Source organism: Nocardiopsis sp. YSL2 (assembly GCF_030555055.1).
GTDB lineage: Bacteria > Actinomycetota > Actinomycetes > Streptosporangiales > Streptosporangiaceae > Nocardiopsis.
This window is the reverse complement of the sequence record NZ_JAMOAO010000001.1, coordinates 2,457,144-2,483,463: the sequence shown is the minus strand read 5'-3', so window position 1 is coordinate 2,483,463 and position 26,320 is coordinate 2,457,144. Positions and strand designations below refer to the sequence as shown.

The following is a 26,320-nucleotide window of genomic DNA, read 5'->3' as shown; positions in this document are numbered from 1 at the left end:
CCACGGACGAACGGCGCCGGAGCCCTCCCGCACCGGGAGCGGCTCCGGCGCTCGTGTGTCGCAGGGCGCGGACGCCAGTGACCGGGCCCGCCCCGATGGCCGCTCCGGCCGTCCACTCGGTCGACTGGCCGGGCCGCTCCTGCGCCGTCTCCCGCTCGCACTGCCGCTGTACCTCCTGGCCGGCGCCACCGGAGTGCTGGCGGTCCTCCCCCTGGGCTACGTGGTGTTCCAGGCCCTGTCCGCGGGGCCCTCGGCCCTCGCCGAGAACCTCCTGCGCGCACGCACCCTGGAGCTCCTCGGCAACAGCCTGGGGCTCACCGCGACCGTCACTCTCGCCAGCCTGGTCGTCGGAACGGCCCTGGCCCTGCTCGTCACCCGGGTCCGGCTGCCCGGCGGGCGCGTGTGGGGGCTGGTGGCCACGCTCCCCCTCGCCATTCCCAGCTACGTCGCCGCCATGGTGTGGATGGAGGCACTCCCCCAGCTCCGCGGCTTCGCCGGTTCGGCCATCGTCCTCACCCTGTGCTGCTACCCCTACGTGTTCCTGCCGGTGGCGGCCGCACTGGGTCGGTCCGACCGGGACCAGGAGGAGGTCGCCCGCTCGCTCGGCCGCGGACCGGTCCACGTCCTCCTCCGGGTGACGCTCCGCCACGTCCAGCCGTCGGCCGCCGCCGGAGCACTGCTGGTCGCGCTGTACGTGCTGTCGGACTTCGGGTCCGTGGCGACCATGCGCTACGACACCTTCACCCGTGTCATCTACAACGACTTCCGCAACCGCTTCGATCTGGCGAGTGCCGCCTCCCTCAGTCTCGTCCTCGTCGCCGTCACCCTGCTGGTGCTGTGGGGCGAGGCCCGTGCGCGGGGCAGGGCGCGGTTCAGCCGCCTGGGGTCCGGGAGCACCAGGCGCCGGCCGCCACTCGACCCGGCAGGACACCTGGCCGTGAACCGACCTCCGGCGGTCGCCGCCCTGGTACGGGGCGCGGTCGGCGCGCTCCTGGTGCTGCCGTTCGCGGCGGTGGCCGCGGCGGCGCTGGTGTTTCCCGTCGCGATGCTCGCGTACTGGATCGTGCGGGGCTCCTCGGCCGGACTCGATCCGCAGCGGATGGCCGAGACCGCGCTCACCACGCTCGGGCTGTCCGCACTCGCCGCGGTGGTCACACTGGTCCTCGCCCTGCCCGTGGGCATCCTCGCCGCCCGCCACCGCGGCCGGGTCCCCCGCCTGCTGGAGGGGGCCACCTGGACGGGCTACTCGATGCCGGGCGTCGTGGTGGCCGTCGCGCTGGTGTACTTCGCCGTCACCTACGCGTATCCGCTCTACCAGCAGCTACCCCTGCTCGTCCTCGCCTACGCCCTGCTCTTCCTGCCGGCCGCGGTCGGCTCGGTGCGCAGCGCCGTCGCCCAGTCCGCCCCCGCGCTGGAGGAGGTCGGCCGGAGCCTGGGGCACGGCGCCACCCAGGTGTTCGGCAGGGTCACCCTGCCGCTGGCCTTCCCCGGCCTCGCGGCCGGCGCCACCCTGGTCTTCCTGACGTGCATGAAGGAGTTGCCGGTGACCCTGATGCTGCACCCCACCGGCACCGAGACCATCGCCATGCGCCTCTGGTCGGCCACCAACGTCGGCCGCTTCGCCGCGGCCGCGCCCTACGCCATGATGCTCATCGTCCTGGCGTCCGTACCCGCGTTCGTCCTCGGCCGGTGGGCCGCGGAGAGAAGGGATGAGCCATGAGCGCCCTGGTCGTCGAAGGCGTGCACAAGCGCTTCGGAGACACGAGTGTCCTGCGTGGCGTCGACCTGGAGGTGCCCGACTCCTCGTTCGGCGCCCTGCTCGGTCCGTCCGGGTGCGGTAAGACGACGCTGCTCCGGCTCGTCGCCGGGTTCGAGCGCCCCGACGCCGGCACGATCGCGGTCGGCGGGCGGCGCCTGGCCGACGGGAACGGCGTGCACGTCCGGCCGGAGCGGCGCGGTATCGGGATCGTGCCCCAGGAGGGCGCTCTGTTCCCCCACCTGTCGGTGGCGCGCAACGTCGCCTTCGGGCTCGGGCGTCGGTGGCGCGAGCGGACGGGCGCCAGGAGCACCCGCGGGGCCAGGACGGCCGAGGTCCTGGAGCTGGTCGGCCTGTCGGGCTACGGGCGGCGGATGCCGCACGAGCTCTCCGGCGGGCAGCAGCAGAGGGTCGCGCTCGCCCGGGCGCTGGCGCCCGAACCGGAACTGATCCTGCTCGACGAGCCCTTCAACGCGCTCGATCCGACGCTGCGCGCCGACCTGAGGGCCGAGGTCCGAGACGTCCTCCGGACGGCGGGGGTGACCGGACTCCTGGTCACCCACGATCCCGGCGAGGCGCTGTCCACGGCCGACCACGTGGCGCTGATGCGGGACGGGGAGATCGTGCAGCACGGCACGCCGCGGCACGTCTACGAGTATCCCCGTGACGCCGGACTCGCCGGCTACCTGGGGGAGACCGTGGTACTCGCGGGAGAGCTGCGCGCGGGCCGCGTCCAGTGCGCGCTGGGCACGCTGGCGCACGATGGGGAGTGGTCCGCCCTGGGGAACGAGGGGCCGGGCACCGTGGTGCTACGGCCCGAGCGGGTCGAGTTCGCGGAGCACACCGCGACGTCCCGCGCGTCCGCGCCGGGCGCACGGGAGGACGGGGTCCTCGCCCGGGTGGCCGAGGTGACCTTCGCGGGACACGACACCGTCGTCCACCTGGTGGTGGAGGACTGCGGGACCAGGGTCAGGGCACGGTCCCACCGCCACCCGGCACCGGAGGTGGGCGCGCTGGTGCGCGTTCGGGTGTCGGGCGAGGTCTCCTTCTTCACCGGTGACCGGGCGCGGGCCTGGGATCGGGACCCCAGGGAGGCCGCGGACGCGGTGGTGTCGGGGCACCGGTGAATTCGGACCGGTATTCAGTCCTCGTCGGCTTCGGGGGATTCGACCAGCTGTCGTAGCAGCGCCACGAAGTCCTCTTCACTCATGCTGGACCAGTCAACATGCTCGCTCATGTTCTGCGGTCTCCCCAGACTGGAGATCAATAAGCGTCCGGTGGCCGAATTGATGTGAGAAGTCTGGGTAAACCGCTCGTGAGGGCGGGCTGTCTGAACGACGGACAGGAGAGGGAAATGGCCGTCGTCGTCCGGTGTCGTCGCGCGGTACGCCGTTCGCGGTGGGCGGCCGCGAGGGCGCGATGAGGGAGCGCGCCGGGGCTGGGGCGCGGCCCGGGGCGGCCCGGCACGGGCCGGCCGCCGCTGTGCCCCTCAGACGCGCTGCTGGAGCGCGCTGCGGCACTCGGGGCAGCGGCAGCGCTTGTTGTATCCCGTCACGGTGCCGTGCGGCAGCGCGGGATCGCGCTGCTCGGTGAGGGTGGCGTCGAGCTGGTCGCCGAAGGGCGTGAGGATGCGCGCCGTGGAGAAGACCTGCTTGGGCCGGATGTCGAGCTCGGCTGCGGCTTCGTCGATGTGCCTCCCCATGCGGAGTTTCGCGATGAGCCGGGACCGGGTGCTCGGAGGCATCTGGGCCTCCGCGTTCGCGATCAGCTGCTCGATGTCGTCAATGGGGTGGCTCATGGGTTTCCTCTGCGTGTGCGGGTACGCCCGCCGGGACGGGCACCTCAAGCATCGTACGCGGTTTCTTCCCCGTGGCATCAGGTTGAGACGTAGCCGACAGAATCGGACAAACCTACCTCCCGGGTGTGGTGGGGCCTGGTGTCTCCCCCGGAGCCTCCCCGGGGGTGGTCCGGCACCGAGGTTCGGGTGCACTGAGTGACTGATGTGACGACAGTTAAGTCGGTTCTGCGGATGATGCTGATGTGACTTCGCGTCCGCAAGCCCTCACTGCGCTCGGTGACAATCCGTGGTTTTGGCGGCTGGCCGAGCCGGTTTTCAGGTGCCCTAATGCAGCGAATCCACCGCTGTTTTCTAGAAACGCATTGCTAGATGCTAGACGTCGTGTTTCGCTGGAGGTCGACCACCCCACTCCGTGTCATTGGATCCGAGCTATGGCCAGTCCCACGGTTCGTCGTCGCCGACTCTCCGCCGAACTCCGCCGCCGCCGCGTGCAGGCGGGCATGACCCTCAGCGACGTGGCCGACGAACTGGAGTGGTCGCCCGCCAAGCTGGGGCACATCGAGACCGGGATCCGCAAGTGGCCGTCGGTCATGGAGATCTCGGCGCTCCTGCGCCTGTACGGAGTGACGGGAGGTCAGCGTGAGGCGATCCTCACTCTCGTCCGCGAGTCCCGGCTGCGCCCGTGGTGGACGGAGTACGAGGACGTGCTCTCCTCCGCCTACGTCGGCAACGAGGCGGGCGCGGTGGCGGTGGAGTGCTACTCCGGCATCCTCGTGCCCGACCTGCTCCAGGTCCCCGACTACACGGCCACGGTCGCCCGTGCCCTGGGACACGGCGAGCGCGGAGCCGAGCGCATGGTGGCGGCCCAGATGAAGCGACAGGAGATCCTCGAACAGGGCGGACTGGCCCGGTACCACGCGATCGTCGAGGAGGACGCCCTCCAACGCATCTCCTCCGACCTGGACCTGCTGCGGGCGCAGACCTCCCGACTGGTGGAATTGGCCACGGGGAGCGACCGGGTCACCCTGCAGCTCCTGCCCACCTCGGCCGGCCCGCACGCGGGTATCGCGGGGCCGTTCTCCGTCCTGGAGTTCGACGAGGACGAGGCCGCGCTGGCCTACGTCGACGCCACGCAGGGCGGCGCCATCGTCGAGTCGGAGGAAGCGGTCCGCAGGTGCCGCCGGGTGTGGGCCGGACTCGTCCGTGTCGCGGCGTCACCGCAGGCCACCGCGGGCATCCTCCGCCGCATGGCCCTGCTGACCTGACCAACGTCCGCAGAAGTTGGTGTGAATAGGTCCACGGTGGCGGGGACCGGCCGAGAATGCTTGCTAGTGTTCTAGGTGACAACCTCATAAAGTTCTCCACGGACCCCCGCCCGGGGGCCGTGTCAGTACCAACGAAAGGGTCCAGGCAGTGAAGAAGATCATCATCCTGGCGCTGGTGGCCCTCGGGGCTTTCGCCGTCTACCGCAAGATCCAGGCCGACCGCGCCGAGCTCGACCTGTGGACCGAGGCCACGGCGGTCAGCGAGAGCTGATCGGCGCACGCCTGGCCGCCGTCAGGAGGCCGGTCAGTTTCCACCGGGCGGCGTGTTCGCCCGCGCGGGACACGAAGACGTGGGTGGGCCCATGAACCCGAGGTGCGACCCACGGCTTTGTGCTGTTCCTGGTTCCTGGAGCGTGGCCCCGCCCGAGTGATCGGGGCAGCCTTGTGAGGAAGGTATGCTCCTCCTAGTGACCAGGGCGATCGCCCGGTCCGGGGGCCATAGCTCAGCTGGCAGAGCGCCGGTTTTGCATACCGGAGGTCAGGGGTTCGACTCCCCTTGGCTCCACTCGCGTTCACGCAGTTCACAGACATGACGACGGCCACCCGGCCATGAGAGCCGGGTGGCCGTTGCACGTTCTGGCCGCTGGACCGGCCTGCCGGTCCGACCGCGCGCGGCAGGGCGCTCGGATCCCTCCGTGCGCGCCGACACCCCCGTGGGCGGGGAACCGCCGCCCGGCCCCGTGATCGTGCGCGCTCCGGCGCGCGTCACGCCCGCGTCCGGTCCCGCCGTTCGCCCGCCGGCCGATGAGGCCGCTACGCCGGGCACGGCGCCCCGCGCGGACCGGGGCGGTCCCGCACCTGGGCGCCCCGTCCCGTCCCTCGTGGCTCCGCCCCCGCGTCCCTTCCTGCCGTGTCACCGCTGTGCCCTCAGCGCGTCCCTCGGCCCTGTGCTCCCTGTGCGGGCCCTGCGGGCCGTCTCCGGGTTCCGGTGAGCGGGGCGTGGCCCCCTCGTCCGGTGGCGGGCTCTGGCCGGTCCCGGCCGGCCGCGGGCCCCGGCCGATTCCGGGGGCTCCCGTGCGGCCCGTCCGGGGGGCCGAACCGCCGAAGTGTGGTTCGCGAAATAGTTAAAACAGGGCATATGGCCATAAGAATGACGCTCGCGGATCGCCGACCTGTCAAAAATTCGCGGTTACTATTCGGTAGGCCAAAGATCGTCTTCTCGGGCTGGTTATTGAGTGACTCGTGTGGTTCGGGTGCGAGTCGGACCGGGTGGTCCGTATAGTCCGTTCGGGTGAGTCTGGTCACGGAGAGTCGGACTGGAGAACCGTGAACAGATTGGGCCACTCGATCATCGGATGTTACATCATCGCAGGTCAATCCGCGTGTGGCGGAATGGCTGGGGTGCGACCTTGCATACTGGTTACTCGCGGGCGATTCTGGCCCATGCAGTGACTCTCCGTGTGTGTATGATGACACTCCCCCTAAGTGCAATGGTCCTAGTGGGCCATATGAGAAATAGGCCTCTTGGGGTCTGTTGGTGAACTGGGACGATCCGTAGTTTCGACACCAGCGACAACGAGGAAGACAGCACGCCGAAACGATCGACCCCCAAGGCGAACCGGGCGGCCCCCGCCCGAACTCGCCCACCGGCCTCGTTTCGGTCGGCTTCTCCTCCTCCTCCGCCGACGGTCGTGGCAGTCGGTTCGGTCGGCGGAGACCGATCACCACACATGCTGATCTTGGGAGTGGGGCAACATGTGGAACGAAAAGATGGCGGCGCGCGCCAAATGCCGGGAGATCGACCCTGACGCCTTGTTCGTGCAGGGCGCGGCCCAGAACAGGGCCAAACTGATCTGCCGTGGCTGCCCCGTCCGAACGCAGTGTCTGGCCGAAGCGCTGGACAGCCGTATCGAGTTCGGCGTCTGGGGAGGAATGACCGAACGGGAACGCCGGGCGCTGCTGCGCCGCCGCAAGGACGTCACCAACTGGTACGAGCTCCTCACCAGCGCTGAGCGGCACTACGAGCGCAAGCGCACCGGCCAGGAGGCCACCGGGCCCGTCGGGGTGCCGGCGGCCGCGCAGCGGTAGTCAGAGCCCCGCGGAGGGGGAGTCGCACGGAGCTGGGGAGGCCCGTGCGGGAGCGGACACCGGGTCGGACGGGCCGACGGAGGGGAGCGGCCGCCGACACGGCGGGACGGGGGCGACCGACGGAAGTCGGTCCGCGTCCGCGACGAAGGTCGCGGACGACCTCAGGGGAGGATCAGGGACAGCCCCCATATCCACGGCCGCACCGATGACGCATCATGGGAGGGAGCACGGTCGTCCTGGACGGTTTCGACCGTCGACCGTGCTTCCTTCGGCGTTGGGAGTGGGAGTGGCTGTGAAGGACGCTCAGTATCCGGTGAGGCGACCAGGGGACCGGTCCGGTATCCAACCCCACCTCCGTCTCACCCACGCGGACCGCGACGCCGTCGCGGAGGTCCTCCGCGAGGCCTACAGCCATGGACAGCTCGACGAGGACGAGTTCGAGGAACGCCTGGACGCCGCCATGCGCGCCAAGGTCGGGGCGGAGCTGGAACCGCTCACGGCGGACCTCGGCGTGGTGCCGCCGGGTGCGACCGCCGGTGCCGCCGCGGCACCCGCCGCCAAGGACCGGCCGGGACCCAAGGACCCCATCGAGAGCACCTCCACCGAGAGGGTGCTCGCGGGAGCCGGCCACGCCGGGAACTACTTCTTCCCGGTCATCGCTCCGCTCCTGCTCTTCCTCGTCAGCGACCGCGCCTCCCCGTACCTGCGCCGCCAGGCCCTGGAATCGCTGAACTTCCAGCTCTTCTGCATCATCGGCGGGATCGCGAGCGTGCTCCTGGCCTGGCTGGTACTGCCGATCGCCCTCCTGGTCTACGTCGTGGTGGGGTGGATGGTCCTGCCCGCGGTCGCCACCGTCGCGAGCCTGCTCGGGCGCAACTGGCGCTACCCCATGTTCTTCCGGCTGGTCAAGGACGACTGACACCCGGGTGGAACGACGGAACGGCCCGGGACCAGCGGCGATCGCGCCGTTCGGTCCCGGGCCGTTCCCGTGTCCGGATCAGCGGTCGGCACGCCCGTTCTTCTGGGCGCGGTCCTCCCCCACCGCGCTGCGGACCTTTTCCTTGGCCTTGTCCTTGGCCGCCTTGCCGGTCTCACCGGCCTTCTCGGCGGCCTCGGAGGCCGTCTCCTCGAGGTTCTCGCGGGTCTCGCGCACCTGCTCGCGGGCCTGGTCCAAGTGCTCCTCCCACTCGGCGTCCTGGGAGGCCTGGCGCAGGCGGATGAGCGAGTACACGATCACCCCGCCCACCAGAGCGGCACCCCCGATGAGCACGCCCCGGGGGACGCGCCGAGCACCGCGCAATTTGCGCAGTCCGCGCCGGGAAGGCGCGGGGTCGACGCGCTGGGCGGCCGAGCTGAGCAGCCCTGACACGCGGGGCGCGAAGGTGTCCTCAACACGCTGCGCGGCGGTCTCCAGTCGGGGCGCGGTCCAGCCGCGCGCCTGCAGGAGCTTGAGGGCGGCTTGGTCCCGTGCCTGGTCGGCGTACGGGCCGAACCGCTCGGCCTGTTCCTTGGCCAGGTCCTGCAGCCGGGCGAGAGTCGCCTCCGCTTCCTTGCGTGCCTTGCGACGCTTGGCAGTGATAGGCACGTCGTCAGCTCCTTCGGTCGTTCACTGGATTCCTGCGTTCGCCACCCGGTGGCCGACCTTTCGCGGCCACACAAAGAGCGGCCTGCAGTCGTCCCTACCCCGTTATCCGGGTGTTATCTCAACTTACGTCCTCTCCGGCGGGGTTTGGAGCTTCGACACCGGCTGTGGCCCCTTCGATGCGTCCTCGTCCGTCCCACGGGGCACACGTGCCCCGAGCGCACCTCGGCGCGCCACGGACCCGGAGGACGGGCCGTCGGTCGGGCCGCCGGTCGCGGGCCCGGCCACATCGTCCACAACCCGCCCCGTTCCGGCGAACCGCCGTGGCCAGACGGGTAACGTGATCACGTAAACGAAGTCCATCGAAAGGCACATTGGTGTCCGACTCCAAGGGTCAGCCCACCGCGCGGCTGAACACCAACAAGGGAACCATCGTCGTCAAGTTGTTCGAGGAGGAGGCGCCCGAGACGGTCGCCAACTTCATCGGGCTGGCGGACGGGTCGAAGCAGTGGATGGACCCCACCACGGGCAAGCCGTCCAACAGCAGCCTGTACGAGGGCACGATCTTCCACCGCGTGATCGACGGCTTCATGATCCAGGGCGGCGACCCGCTCGGCACCGGCCGTGGCGGCCCCGGCTACACCTTCGGTGACGAGATCCACCCCAAGCTGCGCTTCGACCGCCCGTTCCTGCTGGCCATGGCCAACGCGGGCCCCGGCACCAACGGGTCGCAGTTCTTCATCACCGTCGACAAGCCCTACTGGCTCGACGGCCGCCACACGATCTTCGGCGAGGTCGTCGAGGGCCAGGACGTCGTGGCTCAGATTGCGACGACCCCCACGGACGCCCAGGACCGTCCCCGCGAGGACGTGGTGATCAACAGCATCGAGATCGCCCGCTAGGGGATCGTCGGACCGAGCACCAGAAGGCGGAACCCACCCATGACCGCACCCCCACCACCGTCCGGGGCGACGCCCGAGCCGGGGCCGACGGCCCCGCGGACCTGCTACCGCCACTCCGACCGGGAGACCGGAGTGAGCTGCACCAGGTGCGAACGGCCGATCTGCCCGGACTGCATGGTCGAGGCGGCCGTGGGATTCCAGTGCCCGGCCTGCGTCGCGCAGGGGAGACGCGGAACGCGGGCCGCCCGGACCGCCTTCGGGGGCCGGACGGTCACCCGGCCGTACGTGACGTGGACCGTCCTGGCGCTGATGGCGGTGGGGTACCTGGTCCAGATGGGGACGGCGGATCCGGTGGGGTCCGCTGCGGCGTCGCCACTGGTGCGCCTGTTCGGCATGCTCGGCTACGCCTACGATCCGGCCACGGGACAGGACATCGGCGTACTCAGCGGCGAGTGGTACCGGCTGATCACGGCCGCGTTCCTGCACGGCGGAATCTTCCACCTGCTGTTCAACGGGTACGCCATGTACCTGCTCGGTCCACAGTTGGAGCGCTGGCTGGGCCACGGGCGCTTCCTGGCCCTGTGGGTGCTCGGTGCCCTGTCCGGATCAGCCCTCACCCTGCTCGTCGCCTCGTACGGGTTGGAGCTGTCGCCACCGGGCGGCCTGCCCGAACCGCTGGTGGCGCAGTTGTCCGTGCCGCTCAACCAGATGTCGATCGGCGCGTCCGGCGCGATCTTCGCCCTCTTCGGGGCGGTGTTCGTCCTCGGCCGCCGACTCAACCTCGACCTGCGGGCGGTCGGGATCCTGCTGTTGGTCAACCTCGTGCTGACCTTCCTGGTTCCGCGGATCTCCTGGACCGGGCACATCGGCGGCCTCATCGCCGGCCTGCTGCTCGGCGCGGTCTTCGGCTACGCGGTCGGCTCGGCCGCCCAGGCGTCGCGCCGCACCCTGGTGCACGCACTCCTGGTGGGGGCCTACGCCCTGCTGGTCCTGGCCCTGGTGTTCTTCGCGGCACCGAGCCTGGCCCTGCGCTGACACGGTTCCGCCGACGCCCGACGGGCCCGGATCCGGCTCCTGGGGATCACCCTCGAAGCCGGGACCGGGCCCGTCCGCGTCGTAGGGGGTCAGTACTCGTACCGACGCCGGGGCACCGCGGCATCGCGCCCTCGCGCACCGACATGTCGACATGGCGCTTCGGGCGGGCGCGGGAGACCCCTCGACGGGCGTGAACGCCGGACGTCGACAGGGGCCCGTGGGCGCCCACCGCCCAGAGCGGATCGAGCCGGTGTGCCGGTTCCGGGCACACCGGGAAGAGCGTCCGTGCGGGAGGCGGACGGGACCGCACGGGGAGGCCGTTCAGCGGCCGTCCCTGGCGGTGTGCGGCTCAGGGGCTCAGTGCCAGCGCGTCGAGAGGACGACGGCGACGATGATCCCGCTGAACCCGATCAGCAGGTTCCAGTTGTGCCAGTCCTGCATGTACGGGACGTACTGCCCCGCGATGTAGTAGACCGCGATCCAGAGGATGCCCAGGATGAAGAAACCCAGCATCGTCGGAACGAGCCAACGCGGACTGACCTGGGGCTTCTCTTTGGAAGGAGGCGGCGTGTAGACAGCCTTCTTCTTGCGATCGCTGCGGGACTTGGGCACGGTCGCTGCTCCAGAGAGGTGGGGCGGTACGGAACGATTCCACAGTCTACGCCCCGGCGGGTGTACCCGTCACCGGTGGGACGGCGCGGGCCGCCCTCCCACAGGGAAGAGCGGCCCGTCCTGGTGCACGCCGCGGGTCACCCTCCCGGAGGGAAGAGGCCGCCGTCCTCGTCCCCGCCCTCGTCCGGCGGGCTCTCGCCGTCGGTCGGCGGCTCGGGGTCGGTGGGCTGCCCGGTGTCCGTCGGCTGTTCGGGCGGGGCGGGCTCCGTGGCGATCGTGACCGTCACGGTGGTCCCGGCGTTGACCGACTGGCCGGCCGCGGGGGCCTGCGAGATGACCGTCCCCGCGGGCGCGTTCGCGTCCTCCTGGTCCTGGAAGGAGGCCGTCAGCCCCTCCTGGGACAGCGCCGCCTCGGCGTCCTCCCTCGTCATTCCGAGCAGGTCGGGGATCTGCACCTGTTCCGGGCCGGAGGAGATGTTCAGCGTGATCTCGGCGTCCGGGGCGGCCGATTCGCCCGCGCCCGGATCGGTGCCGATCGCGGTGCCCTGGTCGACGTCGTTGCTGGGCCGCTCCTCGGGGATGACGTTGGCGAACCCCGCGTCGTTCAGCGTCGCGGTCGCCTCGGCCTGGCTCTGCCCGGCCACGTCGGGGATCTCGACCGCTCCCGGGCCGGTGGAGACGAACAGGACGATCTCCTCGGCCAGCGGCACCTCGGTCCCCGACGCCGGATCGGTCTCCACGACCGTCCCCGGTTCCTCGTCGCTCTCGCGGTTCTCCGTAGTGATGCTGGTGAAGCCCGCCTCCTCCAGGGTGGCGCGGGCCTCCTCCTCGGCGCTGCCGGTGACGTCGGGCACCGCCAGCACTTCCGGTTCGTTCGCCGTTCCCTGGCTGATGAGGAAGTAGGCCAGCCCCAGCGACGCGATCACGCCGACGGCGAGCAGGACCCACAGCGCCGCCTTGCCGGCGCCGCCCTTCCGGCGGTCGTCGTAGTCGTCGTAACCGTCGTCGTAGTCGTCATAGCCGTCCGCGGGCGGCAGCGTGGTCGTCGCGCCCGCCTCGGCCATCGCCATGGTGCCCGCCTGGGTGGGCATCCCCGCCAGGCCGCGCTGGATGTCCGCGCGCATCTCGGCGGCGTTCTGGTAGCGCTCCTCGCGGTCCTTGGTCAGGGCCCGCAGCGTGATGTCCTCCAGCCAGTCCGGGACCTGCGGGTCCAGTTCGGTGGGCGGGACCGGCTCCTCCCGCACGTGCTGGTAGGCGATGGAGACGGGGGAGTCGCCGGTGAAGGGCGGTTGGCTGGTCAGCAGCTCGTAGAGCACGCAGCCGGTGGAGTAGATGTCACTGCGCGGGTCCACCCGCTCGCCGCGCGCCTGTTCGGGTGACAGGTACTGCGCCGTGCCGATGACCTGCGACGCCTGGGTCATCGTGGCCTGGTCGTCGCCCATCGACCGGGCGATGCCGAAGTCCATCACCTTCACTTCGGCGTTGCGGGTCAGCATCACGTTCGCGGGCTTGATGTCCCGGTGGACGATCCCGTTGTCGTGGCTGTACTCCAGCGCGTTGAGGATGCCGTCGACCAGTTCCGCCGAGCGCTCGGGAACGAGGCGCCGGTCGTCGTCCAGGAGCTCCTTGAGCGTCCGGCCCTCCACGTACTCCATGACGATGTACGGGATGGACACCCCGTCGACCATGTCCTCGCCGGTGTCGTAGACGGCGATGATCGCGGGGTGGTTCAGGGACGCCGCCGACTGGGCCTCTCGGCGGAACCGGGCCTGGAACACATGGTCCCGGGCCAGGTCGTGCCTGAGGGTCTTGATCGCCACGAGGCGGTCGAGTCGCAGGTCGCGGGCGCGGAAAACCTCAGCCATGCCGCCGCGCCCGATCACCGTGTCGAGTTCGTAGCGGCCGCCGAGGAGCCGGGGCTGGGACATGTCGTGTACTGATCCTCGTGTCTTCCGGAAGCCGCTCGCCGGCGACCTCCTACCTTGAGCGGTGCCCGCTCACGGCCTCGTCACTGTTCGGTCTCTCCACTGTCGCCCCCGGTACCGTCACCGCCGCCCTCGGGAGGCGGGTCCCCGTCGTCATCGTCGGGCGGGGGCGGGGTCGTCGTGTCTTCGCTGGGCTCACCGTCGCCCGTGCCGTCGTCGCCCCCGGAGTCGGTGGGCTCCTCCGCCGGATCGGTCGGCTCGGGGGAGGTGGGTGCCTCGGACTCCGTCGGCGGTTCGTTCCACTCGGGGGTGTGTTCGTACTCGGGTTCCACATGGCCTCCGTCCGTCTCCTCCACCTCCTCGCTGGGGGTGTCGGACGGCGTCGACTCCACCGTCGCCGGTGTGTCGACGGTGTCCCGTGCCGTCTCCGTGTCCGGGTTCGGTTCCCACATGAAACCTGCGAGGACCGCGCCGGCGATGAGGATCGTCGCGGCCACCGCGGCGACGATGACGGGAAGCCGCGAGCGCCGACCGGGCGCCGGGCCCAGCCTAGCGGAGTCGTCCACCTGGCCTGGGGATACGGTCGGCTGACCGGCGGTTCGACGCGGCGAGGCCCCGCTGGAGGGCCCGGACACCGCGCCCACCACGGCGGTCGGGGCCACCGGGGAGAACCCGGTGGACGGCGTCGGCGGCCCGGTACCGGCGTCGGAGCGGATCACGGCGGCCATGTGCGCGACCTCGCTGGCGGACGCGGGGCGTTCCGCCGGGTCCTTCACCAGGAGCGCGGCCACCAGGTCGTCGACTTCGACGGGCACGTGGTCGGGCAGTTCCGGCGGTTCGTCGCGGGTGTGCGCGAGTGCCAGGGCCACCGGGCTGTCACCGGTGAACGGCGGGGTGCCGGCCAGGCACTCGTAGGCCACCACACCGAGTGCGTACAGGTCCGAGGCGCTGCTCGCGGGCTGACCGAGGGCCTGTTCGGGAGAGATGTACTGCGCGGTGCCCATGACCATGCCGGTCTGGGTGAGCGTGACGGACATGTCGCCTCGGGCGATGCCGAAGTCGGTCAGCTTGAGCTGCCCGTCGCCCGTCACCAGGAGGTTGCCGGGCTTGATGTCGCGGTGCACCACGCCACGGGAGTGCGCGGCCGCGAGCGCCTGGGCGGCCTGGCACAGGAAGTCCAGGGTCTGGTCGGGGGTCAGTCGGCCGTGTTCGCGCAGGACCTGCGAGAGCGGTTCGCCGACGACCAGCTCCATGATCAGGAACGCCCGGCCGTCCTCCTCGCCGTAGTCGTAGACCTGGGCGATGCCGGGATGGGAGAGCCCGGCCGTGATCCGGCCCTCGGTGCGGAACCGCTGCCGCGCGGTCGGCTCGGCCATCTGGGACAGGTGGAGCAGCTTGACCGCCACAGGGCGGTTGAGCAGGGTGTCGGTGGCCTTCCACACCGTACCCATGCCGCCGGAGCCGATCTGCTCCTCCAGGCGGTAGCGATCGCTCAGAACGGTCCCGATGAGTTCATCGGGACCGTTCCGGGGAGTTGGTTCGTCGGCGCTCACTACAGAACCACTGCCTCCATCATCTGACGCGCGATCGGCGCGGCCAGCGAGCCACCGCTGCCACCGCCGAATTCGATCACGACCGCCACGGCGATCTGGGGATCGTCGGCGGGTGCGAAGCCGATGAACCAGTTGTGGGTCCGGTCGGTGCCGTTCTCGGCGGTACCGGTCTTGCCCGCCACGTCCATGCCCTGGATCGCGCCGTTGAGGCCGGATCCGTCGGGCGGGGTGGTGACCCCCACCATCATCTCGGTGAGCATGTCCGCCGTGCTGGGCTCGACGGCCTGGCTGTAGGACTCCGGGCTGGTCTGCGTCACCACGGACATGTCGGCGTCGCGCACGGTGTCGACGAGGTAGGGGTGCATGACCTCGCCGTCGTTGGCGATCCCGGAGGCGACCATCGCCATCTGCAGCGGCGTGGCCTCCACGTTGGACTGGCCGATGCCCGCGCGGCCCAGGATGCTCTCGTCCTGCTCCACCGGAGCCAGGCTCGGCGTCACCGACATCGGCACCCGGAGCTCCTCGTCCTCGGCGGGGTTGAACCCGAAGGCCGTCGCCTGCTCCGACAGGGCCTCGCCGCCGACGTCGATCGCCCAGTTGGCGAAGGAGGTGTTGCACGAGATCTGGATGGAGTGCGCCAGTGTGTCGGGCTGCCCGCCGTTGCAGGTGCCGCCGGGTGTGGCGTTGGGGAGCACGGGCCCGGACGGGAACTCGCGGACGTCGGGGGCGTCGATCGTGGAGTCGCCCGTGGCGCCCAGGGTCTCGATGGCGGCCGCCGCGGTCACGACCTTGAACGTCGAACCGGGGGCGTAGCGCTCGTTGAAGGCGCGGTTGAGCAGCGGCTTGTCCTCGTCGCCCTCCATCGCCACGAAGTTGTCGACGGCGTCCTGGGGGTCGGTGATGCTGACGACGTCGTTGGCGTCGTAGGACGGGTAGGAGACCGAACCGAGGATGGCTCCGGTCTCGGGCTCGATCGCCACGGCGGCCCCGTTCATCCCCAGGTTCTCGAAGCCGTCGTAGCCGGCCTGCTGCACCTCGGGGTTGATCGTCAGCTGCACGCGGGCGCCCTCGGGCTCACGGCCGGTGAGGATGTCGCGGAAGTTGCGCACGGCGAGGCGGTCGTCGGTTCCGTCGAGCAGGGAGTTCTCGGTCGCCTCGATCCCGGACGCGCCGTAGCTGCGGAAGGAGCCGACGACCGGGGTGTACACCGGTCCGCCCTCGTAGCGGCGCTGGAACACCGGCTGGCTGTCGCCCTCATCGGAGATGTCCTCCGAGTAGGCGACGTTCTCGCCCGCGATCTCGATGGGCCCGCGCTGCTCGCTGAGCCGTTCGCTGAACTGGCGCCGGTTCAGCGGGTCCTCGCGGATCGCCTCGGCCCGGAACCCCTGGATCCAGGTCAGGTTGATCATCATCGCGCCGAACAGGAGCATGGAGAAGACGCTCAGGCGTCGGATCGGTGTGTTCATCGTCGGATCACCTGGGTGGCCCCTTCGTCCTGGATCGCCTGCGGGGCCGGGCGCCGGGCGTTGTCGCTCATGCGCAGGAGCAGGCCGATCATCAACCAGCTCGCCATGAGCGCGGATCCGCCCGCGGCGAGGAAGGGCGTCGTCATACCGGTCAGGGGGATGATGCGCGTCAGGCCGCCCAGAACCACGAAGATCTGGAAGCACATGACGAAGGACAGGCCGCTCGCGAGCATCTTGACGAAGAGTTCGCGGGAGGCCAGAGCGATCCGCATGCCGCGCTCGATCAGGATGAAGAACACGATCAGCACGGCCATGAGGCCGGTCAGCCCGAGTTCCTCGGCCAGTGAGGCGAGGATGAAGTCACTGTCGGCCGCGAAGATGTTGTGCGCCTGGCCGCCGCCGATCCCGGTGCCGAACAGTGCGCCGTAGGCCATGCCGATCTGCCCCTGCACGAGCTGTGCGCTGCCGCCGACGCGGTCGTAGACCTCGGGGTCGAAGGCGTGGAACCAGATGTCCACGCGTTGCCGGAAGTGCCAGAAGATCTGCATCGCCAGCGCCGCCGCACCGATGAAGACCGTGAGGCCGATCGTCACCCACGACGACTTCTGGGTCGCCACGTAGAGCATGCCCAGGAAGGTGCCGAAGAGCAGCAGTGAGGTACCGAGGTCCTTGGTGACGACCAGCAGTCCGATCGCCACGACCCAGCCGACCACCATCGGCATGAAGTCACGGGCGCGGGGCAGGTCCAGGAGCTTGAAGCGGCCGATCTTGATCGGCTTGCCCGCCAGCGAGAGCACCTGGCGCTTGGTCACCAGGTACGACGACAGGAAGACGACCAGGGCGATCTTGGCGAACTCCGACGGCTGCACGGAGAAGGGGCCGAAGCCGATCCACCGGCGGGCGCCGTAGACACTGATGCCCAGGCCCGGGACCATGGGCAGCGCGATGAGCACGATCGCGACCAGGGCGCTGACGTAGGTGTAGCGCTGCAGGACGCGCGGCTCGCGCAGGAAGAACAGCAGGGCGATGCACAGCGACATGCCGATCGCGGTCCAGATGAGCTGCATGTCGACGCCGGCGTGCTCGATGTTGCCGGATTCGGCGGCCGAGAGCCGCCAGATCATCGCCACACCGATGCCGTTGAGGAACAGGGCGCAGGGCAGGATCAGCGGGTCGGCGTAGGGCGCGATGAACCGCAGGGCGACATGGGTGGCCAGGGACAGTACGGCGAAGGTGAGGCCGTAGCCCCACATGGCTCCGGGCACCTGGCCGTTGAGGTTCAGGCCCGCGGTCGCGATCGCGCCCATGGTGATGAGGACGGTGAGGCCGATGAGGCCGAGTTCCGCGTTGCGCCGCTTGACCGGCGGCAGCGCGGTGGGGGCGTCGTCGGGGGCCTCCGTGGCGTTGGCGGTCATGCGGTCACCCCGATTCCTCGGTGTCCCCGGACCGGCTCGCGCCGAGTTCCTCGATGCGCGTCTCGGCCGTCTCGGGACTGTCGACGGGAATGGTGTTCTCCACCGCGGAGAGGTCGCCGTCGGTGAGCGAGTCGAGCCGGATGTCGGTGGGCTCGATCTCCTCGGAGAGGCTGATCCCCGCGATGTCGGTGTCGATGCCCTGGTAGACGCTCACGGTCTCGCCGTCGGGGGAGGGGCCGATGTAGTACTGGCTCTCCACGTACTGGCGGCCGAAGTAGTAGCCGCCCGCGGCGACGGCGCCGACGATGACGACGAAGACCAGCACCATCGGCCACCAGCGGCGCGTGCGGTACTCGGTCTCGGGCTCCGGTCGGCGCCGGCCGGCCGGTTCGTAGTCGTCGTAGGACTGGTCGTACCGGTCGTCGTAGGCCGGATCGGGAACGTCGTCGCGGACGGGGTCCATCTCGGCGGTGTCGCCGCCCACGCGCAGCTCCTGGGCGCGTCTGGCGGGTGTGTCGGGCTCCGGCTCGGCGACGGTGGCGGGGCGCTGGTCGGCCGCGCCCACCACCTGCGCGGTGGAGGTGGGTCCCTCGCGGTCGGTGTCGGTCTCGATGACGTCGGCGACGACCGCGGTGATGTTGTCCGGTCCCCCGCCGCGGTTGGCCAGGTCGATGAGCTTCTTGGCCGCGGCCCGCGGGTCGGTCTCGGTGGCCAGGGTCTCGTGGATGGTCTTCTTGCTGACCACGCCGGACAGGCCGTCCGAGCACAGCATGTACCGGTCGCCGACCTTGGCCTCGCTGATGGAGATGTCGGGGTCGACCGGGCTCTTGCCGTCCAGCGCGCGCAGGATGAGCGAGCGCTGGGGGTGGGTGGCGACCTCTTCCTCGGTGATCTTGCCTTCGTCGACGAGGGTCTGCACCAGGGTGTGGTCGTGGGTGATCTGTTCGAACCGCGATCCGCGCATCAGGTAGGCGCGTGAGTCGCCGATGTGGATGAGGGCGACCCTGGGGCCGGACCAGAGCATGGCCGTGAGGGTGGTGCCCATGTTCTCCAGCTGGGGCTCCGCCATGATCCGCCGGGAGAGGGAGGCGTTGGCCTGCTCGACGGCGCGCTGGAGCGCCTCGGCCATCTCGTCGGTCTCGTGTGTCTCGGAGTCCAGACGCCGGATCGAGGCGATCGCGATGGAGCTGGCCACCTCGCCGCCGGCGTAACCGCCCATGCCGTCGGCCACCGCGAGGAGGTGCTGGCCGGCGTAGCCGGAGTCTTCGTTGCCTTCGCGGAGGCATCCTACGTCGGAGTACGCCGCGTATCGGAGAGCGATTGTCATTTGCGCAGTTCCAGGACGGTTTTGCCGATACGGATGGGCTGACCCACCGTGATGGGCTGAGGGCGGTTCAGCTTCTGCTGGCCGAGGTAGGTGCCGTTCGTCGAGTTCAGGTCCTCCACGAACCAGCGGCCGTTGTCGGCGTAGACGCGCGCGTGGCGGCCCGACGCGTAGTCGTCCGTGATGACCAGGGTGGAGTCGGGCGCGCGTCCGATGAGGATGGGTTGGGAGGCGAGGTCGACCGTGGTCCCGGTGAGCGGTCCCTGGGTGACCGCCAGGACGGACGGCTCGTTGCGTCGCTGGCGCTGCGGACGCGGCCTGGGCGACTCAGAAGCGGCGGCCCTGCTGGGCGGGGCGGTGCGCGGCCGCGGGCGGGGTTTCTTCTTCTTGGCCTTCTTCTTGGCGCCGAAGAGGTCCGTGCTGATAACGCCGACCGCCATGAGGACGAACAGCCAAAGCACCGCGAGGTACGCGATCTTGATCAGTATGAGGGTCAAGTTGGACATCGAACTGCTCTTCAGCCCCTGTCGTGCTTCGGCCGGGGTGGCGGTCGCTGCCGCCACCATGTCTGCCCCACCTTCGGTCGGTGAGTCGTCGAGTCTGCCGGACCGCGCCGCCAGGCGCGGTCCTCGTGCCAGATCGGTCAGGTCTTCGCGGAGACTACCGTCCCGACCGGATATCCGACAGCAGGCTCCTATTCCACCTGTCTCGGAACTATCGACCGTTCAGACGCCGACAAGACGGCGTTGGTTGCGGTCCTGCCGGGCCTGATCGGCGCGATGCGCGGGCGCGCACTAGTCGCGGCGGAACGTCATGGTCGTGCGGCCGAGGCTGATCCTGGTGCCGTCGACGAGCCGGGCCTGCCTGACCTGCTGGCCGTTGACGAAGGTCCCGTTCGTGGACCCCTTGTCCACGAGGATGGCCTCGTCGCCGTCCAGTCGGATCTCGACGTGGTGCCGGGAGACACCGTTGTCCACCAGTCGCAGGTCGCAGTCGGTGCCGCGGCCCATGAGGGTGACCGGTGTGGTCAGCTCGAAGGACTGCTGCATGCCGTGGCTGGCGATGCTGCCCTCGGCGGTGGCCCCGCCGGGGGAGATCAGCAGCCGGGGGCGGCCGGCCTGACGGGGTCCGGCGGAGGCGCCGGGGTCGCCGACGGGCTGGCGCACCTCGCCGTCCTTGCCGACCATGGTGCCGCGCACGACGCCGGACCGGATGCGGAATCGGCCGGTCTTGAGCCCTTCGTCCGACCTGAAGTGCACGCGCACCGGACCGACGAAGGAGTAACCCTGTTCGGTCGCGTAGTCGCGTGCGAGTTTGGACAGCTCCTGGCCGAGGCTGTCTGCGTAGACTTCCAGGCGCTCCTTGTCGCTGGACGCGAGTTCGACGATGAAGTCGTTCGGGACCAGTGTGCGGCCCTGGGCGACGATCGCGGCCCGTTCGTCCATCTCACGCTGGACTGCGCTGGCCACCTCGACCGGTTGGAGCTCGGACTTGAAGGCCATCGCGAAGGTGCCTTCGATCATGCCCTCAAGCCTGCGCTCGAAGCGTTGGAGCACTCCCACGAGGTACCTCCCTTGTACTCCACTCCATATGTGTAGACGATCGTAACCGGGTCGGGGTGCCCCTGGTTTCATGTGCACCCCCGGGAAGGGCCCTGTAGAGCCCGGTTCGAGGTCGACCGAAACGAGTGTGCGAGCCGCGTTCAGACCGTGCTAGCCTTATCCATGTCGCCAGGCGAACGGCCCACACAAGGGCGGATCACCTGGCCATACAACTGGATGCAGTTCACCCGGGCGGGTGGCGGAACGGTAGACGCGCACGGTTCAGGTCCGTGTGTCCGAAAGGATGTGAGGGTTCAAATCCCTCCTCGCCCACAAGATACCCGGTGGAGATCGTGAAGCGATCGTCACCGGGTTTTCGCTTGTCCGGGGCCTCTGGTCTCCGGACGTTCCGGTCGCCCGAACCGGGGCCGGAACCGGTCACGCGGCCTCTCCTCCCGCGCGTGGCGGCGGGCCGACCTGGCCCTGGGCACGACGGCGGGCGGATGGCACACTGCGCACGTGAGCACCATCGAACGACTCCATGAGATCGGGCGGCCCCTGGTCGCCGAACAGTTGGCCCATCCGACCGTCGCCGGCATCGCCCGGGGCGACCTCGACGAGCGGGCCTTCCGCTACTGGCTGGAGCAGGACCACCTCTACCTGCTCGACTACGCGCGGGCGTTCTCCCGCCTGGCGTGGCAGGCGCCCGACGACCACCTCGCCGACCTGGTGGGGATCGCGCACAGCACCCTGAACGAGGAGCTGGAGCTGCACCGCTCGCTCTCCGGGGAGTTCGGCGCGGACCTGACCACGAAGGAGAAGGGCCCGGCGTGCGCGGCCTACACCTCGTGGCTGATGGAGGCCGCCGCCGACTACAGGGACGGGCTCGCGGCCGTGTACCCCTGTATGTGGGGCTACAACACGCTCGGGCTCGAACTGGCGAAGTCGCGCCCGGCGGACCCGCGCTACGCGCGCTGGGTCGACACCTACGCCGACCCGGAGTTCACCCGGCTGACCGAGCACTACGGCCGTCGGCTGGAGGAGGCCGAACCGGACCCCGAGCGGGCCGAGCGCTTCTTCCTGGAGGGCATGCGCCACGAGGTGGCCTTCTGGGACACGCCCTACACGTCCTGACACCGGTGCCCCGGCGCGCTCAGGGCCTCCGCGTCCGCCGCCCGTCCCCTCCTGCCCGACGGTCGGTGGCCGCGGACACAATGGCCGTATGGACGGCATCAGTGAACTCCGCAACCTGGGTCCCGCCAGCACCCGCATGCTGGCCTCGGTCGGGGTGCGCACCGCCGAGGACCTGGCGGAGGTGGGCGCGGCCGGGGCCTACCGCCGGCTCCGCGACTCCGGTGTGCCCGGGCTCAGCAGGAACCTGTTGTGGGCCATGGAGGGAGCGCTGTTGGACATCGACTGGCGCGCGCTGCCGCCGCAGGTCCGCGCCGAGGTCCTGGCCGAGGTGGAACGGGGCCCGGCGGACTGAGTCCCTCGCCGGGATCCCGGAAACCGACCCCTCGTCAGCGCTCACACCCCGGGGCGCCGCCGCGTCCGATCCGACCGGTTCCGCGGGGAGAGCGCCTTCTCCACGTGGGTGTACGGAGTGGCGACCGACAAGTCCGGGCCCGGGAGGGGCCGGTCCGACCACTGAGGACGGGCCCCTCCCGGGCGGGGTCAGAAGGCGATGACGGTCGTGACCGTCTCGAAGCGGTCGATCTCGCAACCGCCGACCTTGTTGAACTCGGTGTCGATCTCGGTGTCGCCGATGTGGCCGGTGACGATGACGACCTCGGGGCCGCCCATCTGCATCGTGCACATCATGTCGCTGGTGTCCATGAGGAACGGCTCGGTGCCGACCTCGGCGATCTCGGCGCAGGCCGCTTCGGCCTCGGGGTGGTCTCCACCCACGGGGTCACAGGTGAGCGACCACACGCCCTCCTCGTAACCGGCTTCGGGGGAGAGGGCGTCGTCGTCGCTGAGGGTGCGTTCGATCGTCAGGGACGTGTCGGCCGCGGGGGTCGTGTTCTCGGTGTCGTCGGAGTCCTCGGTGTCGTCGTCCGGCTCGGGGGACGCCTCCTGGTCGTCCTCGTCCGGCTCGGAGGGAGAGGCGGATTCCTGTTCTGCCTCGGGAGCGGCCGTGCCCACCTCGTCTGGCTCGGTGCCGCAGGCCGTGATAAGCAGGCCAAGGGCTGCGAGTGCGGCGAGGCGGGCCGGCAGGGCCGTGGCGATGGTGAGCTGAGCCATACAGTTTGGACGAACCCCCCGCACGCGTGGTTCCATCCATCTCGACGAAATGACGACCAGGGGGCGAAATGTTCGGTGGGGGAGTCCCGGAGACGGGCGTCACGGAGGTGCCCGAGGGCGGGTACCTGCTCGACGTCCGGGAGGACGACGAGTGGCGGGCCGGTCACGCGCCCGACGCGGTGCACATCCCGCTCGGTGATCTGGGCGGGCGTGCGGGCGAGGTGCCCAAGGACCGCAAGGTGTACGTGGTGTGCCGGGTCGGCGGCCGTTCGGCCCAGGCGGTCATGGCGCTGAACCAGGCCGGCTGGGACTCGGTGAACGTCGCGGGCGGCATGGCCGCCTGGGAGCGCGCCGGGCGTGAGATGACGGCGGAGGCCGACGCCGAACCGCGCGTGGTGTGAGCGCCGAACGGCGAGGAATTCGATCGGATTGCGCAAAGCCCTGCCACTGAGGCGCTTCCGGGTGGCACTATGACGTCGTGAGTTCCGAGCGCGCGCCCCTCAGCGCCGATGCCGTGCTGGCCTCATCAGCGGACGCCGTGGTCGGTATCGACAGCGAGCGCCGAGTCACCGTCTGGAATCCGGCGGCCGAGCGCATGTTCGGCTGGTGCGAGGACGAGGTGATCGGGCGGGAGCTGCCGATCGTCCCGGCCGAACTGACGGCCGAGCACGGCGCGGTGCTCGAACAGGTGCGCTCGGGGAGTCCGCTGGCCGTGTTCACGCGTCGCGTGCGCAAGGACAGCGCTGTCATCGACGTCCGCATCAACACCAGCTGCGCCCGTGACGGCGACGGCGGGCACATCGGCTGGGTGCAGACGCTCTCCCCGTGGAACGAGGTCCAGGTCCAGTCCGCGGCCATGGAACGGGCCCGGCTGGTGCGCCGCCTCACCGACGTGGTCGCCGACATCAACGCCGACCTCAGCCTGAAGTCGGTGCTCGACCGGATCTCCGGGAGCCTCACCGAGCTGACCGGTGCCGACGCCGGCGGCTTCGTGCTGCTCAACGAGGACCGGGTCGAGCTGGTCAGCCTCACGGACCTGTCCGACGACCTCCACGGGTACAGCGCGCCGCTGGAGACCAGCCTGTTCGGGGAGCTGCTGCGCAGCGGCAAGTCGGTCCTGCTGGCCAACGACGACACCCGCACGCTGGACGACCTGGTGTGGGCGGACCTGCCGGGGCTGCACACCATCGCCCTGTGCGTGTCCAACGTGCACGGACGCCCCTACGGCGCGCTGTACGCGCTCTACAGCCAGCGCAGGGTCGGCCACGTCGAACTGGAGCTGCTCGAACTGCTGGCCGCGCACGCCGGGGTCGCGATCGGCAACGCGATGGCCTACGAGGAGCTCAACCTCCAGCGGGTCCACGAACAGGCGGTGTCGGACTCCAGCGCCGACGGGATCGCCGTCCTCGACTTCGGCGGGCGCATCCGCAAGTGGAACCGCTCCGCCGTCGAGCTCACCGGCTACCCGGTGGAGGCGGTCGAGGGCCGCCATCCGCCGTTCCCCCTGCCCGCCTCGCACGGTGAGCCGATCAAGCACCGGCTCAAGGACGGGCGCTGGCTGGAGATCCTCATGGCCCGCATCCCGCGCACGCACGAGTGGGTGGTGGACTTCCGCGACATCACGGCGCAGAAGGCGCTGGAGACCGAGCAGGAGTTCTTCCTGGCCACCACGGGGCACGAGCTGCGCACTCCCATCACGGTCATCCAGGGGTACGCGACCACCCTGATGCGCAAGTGGGACCGGCTCTCCGCGGAGGCCCAGCGCGAGGCGGTCGGCACCATCGCGGAGCGGTCGGCCACCCTGTCCACGCTCGTGGACCGGCTCCGGCTGGGCTCGGACGTGGCGCGCGGAGAGCTCGACGTCAAGCGCGTCCGCTTCGACCTGCGTGAACTCCTGCGCCGGGCGGTGACCGCCTTCAAACCGCTCTCGGAGCGGCACGACATGACCCTGGAGGCCGAGGGCGAGCTCGGGCACACGGTCGGGGACCCGCTGGCCACGGGCATCATCATGGACCAGCTGTTGGACAACGCCATCAAGTTCTCGCCCGAGGGCGGAACCGTGCGCGTGCGTGCCCGGGCGGAGGGCGAGCACGTGACGGTGCTCGTGGACGACGAGGGGCTGGGCGTGGTCCCCGGGGACGAGGACCGCATCTTCGACCGGTTCGTGCAGTCGGGGGTGCGCGGTGACCGGAGGGGTTTCGGCGGTCTGGGCCTGGGGCTCTACATCGTGCGCCAGCTCGCGCGGGAACAGGGCGGCGAGGTCACGGCGCACCGGCGGGAGCGGGGGACGCGGATGCGCCTGACCCTGCCCCGGCAGGGCGACGGTGCTCCGGGCGCCGCGCACGCGGCCGCCGACGTGCGGGCACCCGGTCACGCGCGTGCCCGCGGCGGGGCACGTGAGGGCCCCGGCCGGGTCCCGTCCGAGGAGGTGCCGTTACCGCCCGTGCCACCCGCCCGGGTGTCCCACGGGCAACCTTCGCCCCAAGAAACATCAAACTTCCCACAAGCCGCGGAAGCCCTGCCACGCCAGCGATCCGTGGGCCGGAGCGCCCGTCGTGGGCCGTGATTCATCTCCTGGTGGGTTTCCCCCCGAGGTGATCGGGGCATTTCCACCCCTGGTGGAATTCGCTGGCACACTTCGGGCGGGTTCCGGACCGACCGAGAAGGCCCGAACGCGCAGGGAAGAAAGCCGTGTCTGGAGACCACACCTCACGTGACGCCGGCAGCGGCCGGCACAAGGTCGAGCGGAGCGTCACCCTTCCCTACACCTCGTCCAGCGTCACCGGCGCGCGTCAGCGCCTGTGCAGTGACCTGCGAGCCGTGGAGATCGGCGAGGGCCGGATCGACGACGCCGCCCTCATCCTCAGCGAACTCGTCAGCAACGCCCTGCGCCATGCCAGCCCGCTGTGCACCCCGGACGACCCCGACGGCTGTGTCGGGGTCTCCTGGCGAGTGGAGATCGATCGCGGATCCGCGGGCGGCGGCTGGGTCGAGCTGGCGGTCCGCGACGGCGGTTCCAGCACGATGCCCCGGGTGGCCAGACCCTCCGTCTCCGGCCTGGGCGGCCGCGGCCTCGGCATCGTGCAGACGCTCTCCGGGCGCTGGGGCACCGAGATGGACGCGACCACGACCACGGTGTGGGCGGTGATGGACCTGTCCGCCGAGGACGTCGCCTCCGAGCGGGACATCAGGACCGAGGTGCGGGCGGAGGGCGGCCCCGAGGGGGTCGACGTCGTGGACCTGCGCCTGCGCGTGCGCCGGAGCGCCGCCGCCTGGGGCGCACTCCTCTGACCCGCTCAGCCGAGGGTGGTGGCGGGCGACGGCGTGGGCACGAGCACGGCGAGTCGACGACGAAGGTCCCGGCGTGAAGCGCCCCGGAGCGGAGGAAGGGGATCGTTGTCGCGAAACACCGTCAACGAGGTGGCCACGGAGTGATGGGGCCGCTACAGTCACGACTGTGGAGTTGAACATATCGAGCCGATCTCAGGATGATCTCGCGGTGGTCACCGTGAGTGGTGAGGTCGACCTGTACACGGCACCCCAGTTGCGCAACGAGCTCGTCGACGCCCTGGAAGACGGCGCACGGCGGCTGGTCATCGACATGTCGCGGGTGGAGTTCTGCGACTCGACCGGCATCAGCGTGCTGTTGTCCGCCATGAAGCGCTCGCGCGACAAGAGCGGCGACCTCGAACTCGTGGCGCCCAAACCAGCGGTCATGAAGGTCCTCGAGGTCACGGGTCTGGACGAGGTGTTCGTCATCCATGCCGACCTCGACGCGCTCCCGGTGGCCGCGGGAACCGGCAACGCGCCGTAG

The 26,320-nt window shown here is 70.3% G+C and carries 25 protein-coding genes and 2 tRNA genes; 16 read left to right on the top strand and 11 right to left on the bottom strand.

Annotation, left to right across the window (positions count from 1 at the left end; translation table 11 throughout):
* The first annotated feature begins 55 nt into the window (after nucleotides 1–55).
* Both M1P99_RS10860 and M1P99_RS10855 read left to right on the top strand, forming a co-directional pair.
* On the top strand, nucleotides 56–1,720 hold the full coding sequence (locus M1P99_RS10860; RefSeq protein ID WP_304452526.1) for an iron ABC transporter permease: 1,665 nt from the start codon (nucleotides 56–58) through the stop codon (nucleotides 1,718–1,720).
* Nucleotides 1,717–2,883, top strand: a complete 1,167-nt coding sequence (locus M1P99_RS10855; protein WP_304452525.1) for an ABC transporter ATP-binding protein — start codon at nucleotides 1,717–1,719, stop codon at nucleotides 2,881–2,883. The genes M1P99_RS10860 and M1P99_RS10855 overlap by 4 nt, the downstream gene beginning before the upstream one ends.
* Before the next feature lie 362 nt (nucleotides 2,884–3,245).
* Here M1P99_RS10855 and M1P99_RS10850 read toward each other — a convergent pair whose 3' ends face one another.
* On the bottom strand, nucleotides 3,246–3,554 hold the full coding sequence (locus tag M1P99_RS10850; protein ID WP_304452524.1) for a hypothetical protein: 309 nt from the start codon (nucleotides 3,552–3,554) through the stop codon (nucleotides 3,246–3,248).
* Between the two features lie 500 nt (nucleotides 3,555–4,054).
* On the opposite strand from M1P99_RS10850, the gene M1P99_RS10845 reads away from it, so the two are divergent.
* The 5 genes from M1P99_RS10845 to M1P99_RS10825 all read left to right on the top strand — a co-directional run bounded on the left by M1P99_RS10845 (nucleotide 4,055) and on the right by M1P99_RS10825 (nucleotide 7,826).
* Nucleotides 4,055–4,819, top strand: a complete 765-nt coding sequence (locus tag M1P99_RS10845; RefSeq protein WP_304455657.1) for a helix-turn-helix transcriptional regulator — start codon at nucleotides 4,055–4,057, stop codon at nucleotides 4,817–4,819.
* A gap of 148 nt (nucleotides 4,820–4,967) precedes the next feature.
* Nucleotides 4,968–5,090, top strand: a complete 123-nt coding sequence (locus M1P99_RS10840; RefSeq protein WP_231640829.1) for a DLW-39 family protein — start codon at nucleotides 4,968–4,970, stop codon at nucleotides 5,088–5,090.
* A 221-nt stretch (nucleotides 5,091–5,311) separates the two neighbouring features.
* Nucleotides 5,312–5,384: transfer RNA gene (locus M1P99_RS10835), tRNA-Ala, on the top strand.
* A gap of 1,190 nt (nucleotides 5,385–6,574) precedes the next feature.
* Nucleotides 6,575–6,907: a WhiB family transcriptional regulator gene (locus M1P99_RS10830; RefSeq protein WP_304452523.1), complete on the top strand. Its 333-nt coding sequence runs from the start codon at nucleotides 6,575–6,577 to the stop codon at nucleotides 6,905–6,907.
* Between the two features lie 313 nt (nucleotides 6,908–7,220).
* Nucleotides 7,221–7,826, top strand: a complete 606-nt coding sequence (locus M1P99_RS10825) for a DUF1707 and DUF4870 domain-containing protein (protein WP_304452522.1) — start codon at nucleotides 7,221–7,223, stop codon at nucleotides 7,824–7,826.
* Nucleotides 7,827–7,904: 78 nt separating this feature from the next.
* Here M1P99_RS10825 and M1P99_RS10820 read toward each other — a convergent pair whose 3' ends face one another.
* Complete coding sequence (locus M1P99_RS10820; RefSeq protein WP_304452521.1) at nucleotides 7,905–8,492, bottom strand: hypothetical protein; 588 nt, start codon at nucleotides 8,490–8,492, stop codon at nucleotides 7,905–7,907.
* A gap of 374 nt (nucleotides 8,493–8,866) precedes the next feature.
* Between M1P99_RS10820 and M1P99_RS10815 the strand changes: the two genes are divergently transcribed.
* Nucleotides 8,867–9,391 (top strand): peptidylprolyl isomerase, encoded by a 525-nt coding sequence (locus M1P99_RS10815; RefSeq protein ID WP_304452520.1) that lies wholly within the window; start codon nucleotides 8,867–8,869, stop codon nucleotides 9,389–9,391.
* 39 nt (nucleotides 9,392–9,430) lie between these two features.
* Nucleotides 9,431–10,426, top strand: a complete 996-nt coding sequence (locus M1P99_RS10810) for a rhomboid family intramembrane serine protease (protein ID WP_304452519.1) — start codon at nucleotides 9,431–9,433, stop codon at nucleotides 10,424–10,426.
* A gap of 357 nt (nucleotides 10,427–10,783) precedes the next feature.
* Here M1P99_RS10810 and M1P99_RS10805 read toward each other — a convergent pair whose 3' ends face one another.
* The 8 genes from M1P99_RS10805 to M1P99_RS10770 form a co-directional block, all read right to left on the bottom strand.
* The gene (locus M1P99_RS10805) at nucleotides 10,784–11,038 is read right to left on the bottom strand and encodes a cell division protein CrgA (protein ID WP_121181545.1); all 255 of its coding nucleotides are present in this window, start codon (nucleotides 11,036–11,038) and stop codon (nucleotides 10,784–10,786) included.
* Nucleotides 11,039–11,175: 137 nt separating this feature from the next.
* Nucleotides 11,176–12,966: a Stk1 family PASTA domain-containing Ser/Thr kinase gene (gene pknB / locus M1P99_RS10800; protein WP_304452518.1), complete on the bottom strand. Its 1,791-nt coding sequence runs from the start codon at nucleotides 12,964–12,966 to the stop codon at nucleotides 11,176–11,178.
* Between the two features lie 80 nt (nucleotides 12,967–13,046).
* Complete coding sequence (locus M1P99_RS10795) at nucleotides 13,047–14,516, bottom strand: serine/threonine-protein kinase (protein ID WP_304452517.1); 1,470 nt, start codon at nucleotides 14,514–14,516, stop codon at nucleotides 13,047–13,049.
* Nucleotides 14,516–15,982, bottom strand: a complete 1,467-nt coding sequence (locus M1P99_RS10790; protein WP_304452516.1) for a penicillin-binding protein 2 — start codon at nucleotides 15,980–15,982, stop codon at nucleotides 14,516–14,518. The genes M1P99_RS10795 and M1P99_RS10790 overlap by 1 nt, the downstream gene beginning before the upstream one ends.
* Entirely contained in the window at nucleotides 15,979–17,397 is a 1,419-nt protein-coding gene (locus M1P99_RS10785; protein WP_304452515.1) for an FtsW/RodA/SpoVE family cell cycle protein, read from the bottom strand. The genes M1P99_RS10790 and M1P99_RS10785 overlap by 4 nt, the downstream gene beginning before the upstream one ends.
* A gap of 4 nt (nucleotides 17,398–17,401) precedes the next feature.
* On the bottom strand, nucleotides 17,402–18,724 hold the full coding sequence (locus M1P99_RS10780) for a Stp1/IreP family PP2C-type Ser/Thr phosphatase (protein ID WP_304452514.1): 1,323 nt from the start codon (nucleotides 18,722–18,724) through the stop codon (nucleotides 17,402–17,404).
* Nucleotides 18,721–19,287, bottom strand: coding sequence for an FHA domain-containing protein (locus M1P99_RS10775; protein WP_304452513.1), 567 nt, complete (start codon nucleotides 19,285–19,287; stop codon nucleotides 18,721–18,723). Before M1P99_RS10775 ends, M1P99_RS10780 begins: the two co-directional genes overlap by 4 nt.
* Before the next feature lie 228 nt (nucleotides 19,288–19,515).
* The gene (locus tag M1P99_RS10770; RefSeq protein ID WP_304455656.1) at nucleotides 19,516–20,277 is read right to left on the bottom strand and encodes a DUF3662 and FHA domain-containing protein; all 762 of its coding nucleotides are present in this window, start codon (nucleotides 20,275–20,277) and stop codon (nucleotides 19,516–19,518) included.
* A gap of 235 nt (nucleotides 20,278–20,512) precedes the next feature.
* Between M1P99_RS10770 and M1P99_RS10765 the strand changes: the two genes are divergently transcribed.
* The 3 genes from M1P99_RS10765 (at nucleotide 20,513) to M1P99_RS10755 (ending at nucleotide 21,748) form a co-directional block, all read left to right on the top strand.
* Nucleotides 20,513–20,595, top strand: a tRNA-Leu gene (locus tag M1P99_RS10765).
* Nucleotides 20,596–20,781: 186 nt separating this feature from the next.
* Nucleotides 20,782–21,396 carry a TenA family protein gene (locus M1P99_RS10760; RefSeq protein ID WP_304452512.1) on the top strand — a complete coding sequence of 205 codons (615 nt, stop codon included), beginning with the start codon at nucleotides 20,782–20,784 and terminating at the stop codon, nucleotides 21,394–21,396.
* 88 nt (nucleotides 21,397–21,484) lie between these two features.
* Nucleotides 21,485–21,748, top strand: coding sequence for a TfoX/Sxy family protein (locus M1P99_RS10755; RefSeq protein ID WP_304452511.1), 264 nt, complete (start codon nucleotides 21,485–21,487; stop codon nucleotides 21,746–21,748).
* Nucleotides 21,749–21,936: 188 nt separating this feature from the next.
* On the opposite strand, the gene M1P99_RS10750 is transcribed toward M1P99_RS10755, so the two are convergent.
* Complete coding sequence (locus M1P99_RS10750) at nucleotides 21,937–22,506, bottom strand: SSI family serine proteinase inhibitor (protein WP_304452510.1); 570 nt, start codon at nucleotides 22,504–22,506, stop codon at nucleotides 21,937–21,939.
* 68 nt (nucleotides 22,507–22,574) lie between these two features.
* Between M1P99_RS10750 and M1P99_RS10745 the strand changes: the two genes are divergently transcribed.
* The 4 genes from M1P99_RS10745 (at nucleotide 22,575) to M1P99_RS10730 (ending at nucleotide 26,320) form a co-directional block, all read left to right on the top strand.
* On the top strand, nucleotides 22,575–22,907 hold the full coding sequence (locus M1P99_RS10745; RefSeq protein WP_304452509.1) for a rhodanese-like domain-containing protein: 333 nt from the start codon (nucleotides 22,575–22,577) through the stop codon (nucleotides 22,905–22,907).
* A gap of 77 nt (nucleotides 22,908–22,984) precedes the next feature.
* On the top strand, nucleotides 22,985–25,072 hold the full coding sequence (locus M1P99_RS10740; protein WP_304452508.1) for a PAS domain S-box protein: 2,088 nt from the start codon (nucleotides 22,985–22,987) through the stop codon (nucleotides 25,070–25,072).
* 125 nt (nucleotides 25,073–25,197) lie between these two features.
* Nucleotides 25,198–25,797: an ATP-binding protein gene (locus M1P99_RS10735; protein WP_304452507.1), complete on the top strand. Its 600-nt coding sequence runs from the start codon at nucleotides 25,198–25,200 to the stop codon at nucleotides 25,795–25,797.
* Nucleotides 25,798–25,963: 166 nt separating this feature from the next.
* Nucleotides 25,964–26,320 (top strand): STAS domain-containing protein, encoded by a 357-nt coding sequence (locus tag M1P99_RS10730; RefSeq protein WP_304452506.1) that lies wholly within the window; start codon nucleotides 25,964–25,966, stop codon nucleotides 26,318–26,320.

Bases quoted from the DNA above. Each gene is read 5' to 3' on its own strand.
- M1P99_RS10855 (WP_304452525.1), top strand. From the start codon at position 1,717: ATGAGCGCCCTGGTCGTCGAAGGCGTGCACAAGCGCTTCGGAGACACG.
- M1P99_RS10790 (WP_304452516.1), bottom strand. From the start codon at position 15,982: ATGAACACACCGATCCGACGCCTGAGCGTCTTCTCCATGCTCCTGTTC.
- M1P99_RS10830 (WP_304452523.1), top strand. From the start codon at position 6,575: ATGTGGAACGAAAAGATGGCGGCGCGCGCCAAATGCCGGGAGATCGAC.
- M1P99_RS10780 (WP_304452514.1), bottom strand. From the start codon at position 18,724: ATGACAATCGCTCTCCGATACGCGGCGTACTCCGACGTAGGATGCCTC.
- M1P99_RS10810 (WP_304452519.1), top strand. From the start codon at position 9,431: ATGACCGCACCCCCACCACCGTCCGGGGCGACGCCCGAGCCGGGGCCG.
- M1P99_RS10750 (WP_304452510.1), bottom strand. From the start codon at position 22,506: ATGGCTCAGCTCACCATCGCCACGGCCCTGCCGGCCCGCCTCGCCGCA.
- M1P99_RS10850 (WP_304452524.1), bottom strand. From the start codon at position 3,554: ATGAGCCACCCCATTGACGACATCGAGCAGCTGATCGCGAACGCGGAG.
- M1P99_RS10745 (WP_304452509.1), top strand. From the start codon at position 22,575: ATGTTCGGTGGGGGAGTCCCGGAGACGGGCGTCACGGAGGTGCCCGAG.
- M1P99_RS10755 (WP_304452511.1), top strand. From the start codon at position 21,485: ATGGACGGCATCAGTGAACTCCGCAACCTGGGTCCCGCCAGCACCCGC.
- M1P99_RS10785 (WP_304452515.1), bottom strand. From the start codon at position 17,397: ATGACCGCCAACGCCACGGAGGCCCCCGACGACGCCCCCACCGCGCTG.
- M1P99_RS10845 (WP_304455657.1), top strand. From the start codon at position 4,055: ATGACCCTCAGCGACGTGGCCGACGAACTGGAGTGGTCGCCCGCCAAG.
- M1P99_RS10775 (WP_304452513.1), bottom strand. From the start codon at position 19,287: ATGGTGGCGGCAGCGACCGCCACCCCGGCCGAAGCACGACAGGGGCTG.
- pknB (WP_304452518.1), bottom strand. From the start codon at position 12,966: ATGTCCCAGCCCCGGCTCCTCGGCGGCCGCTACGAACTCGACACGGTG.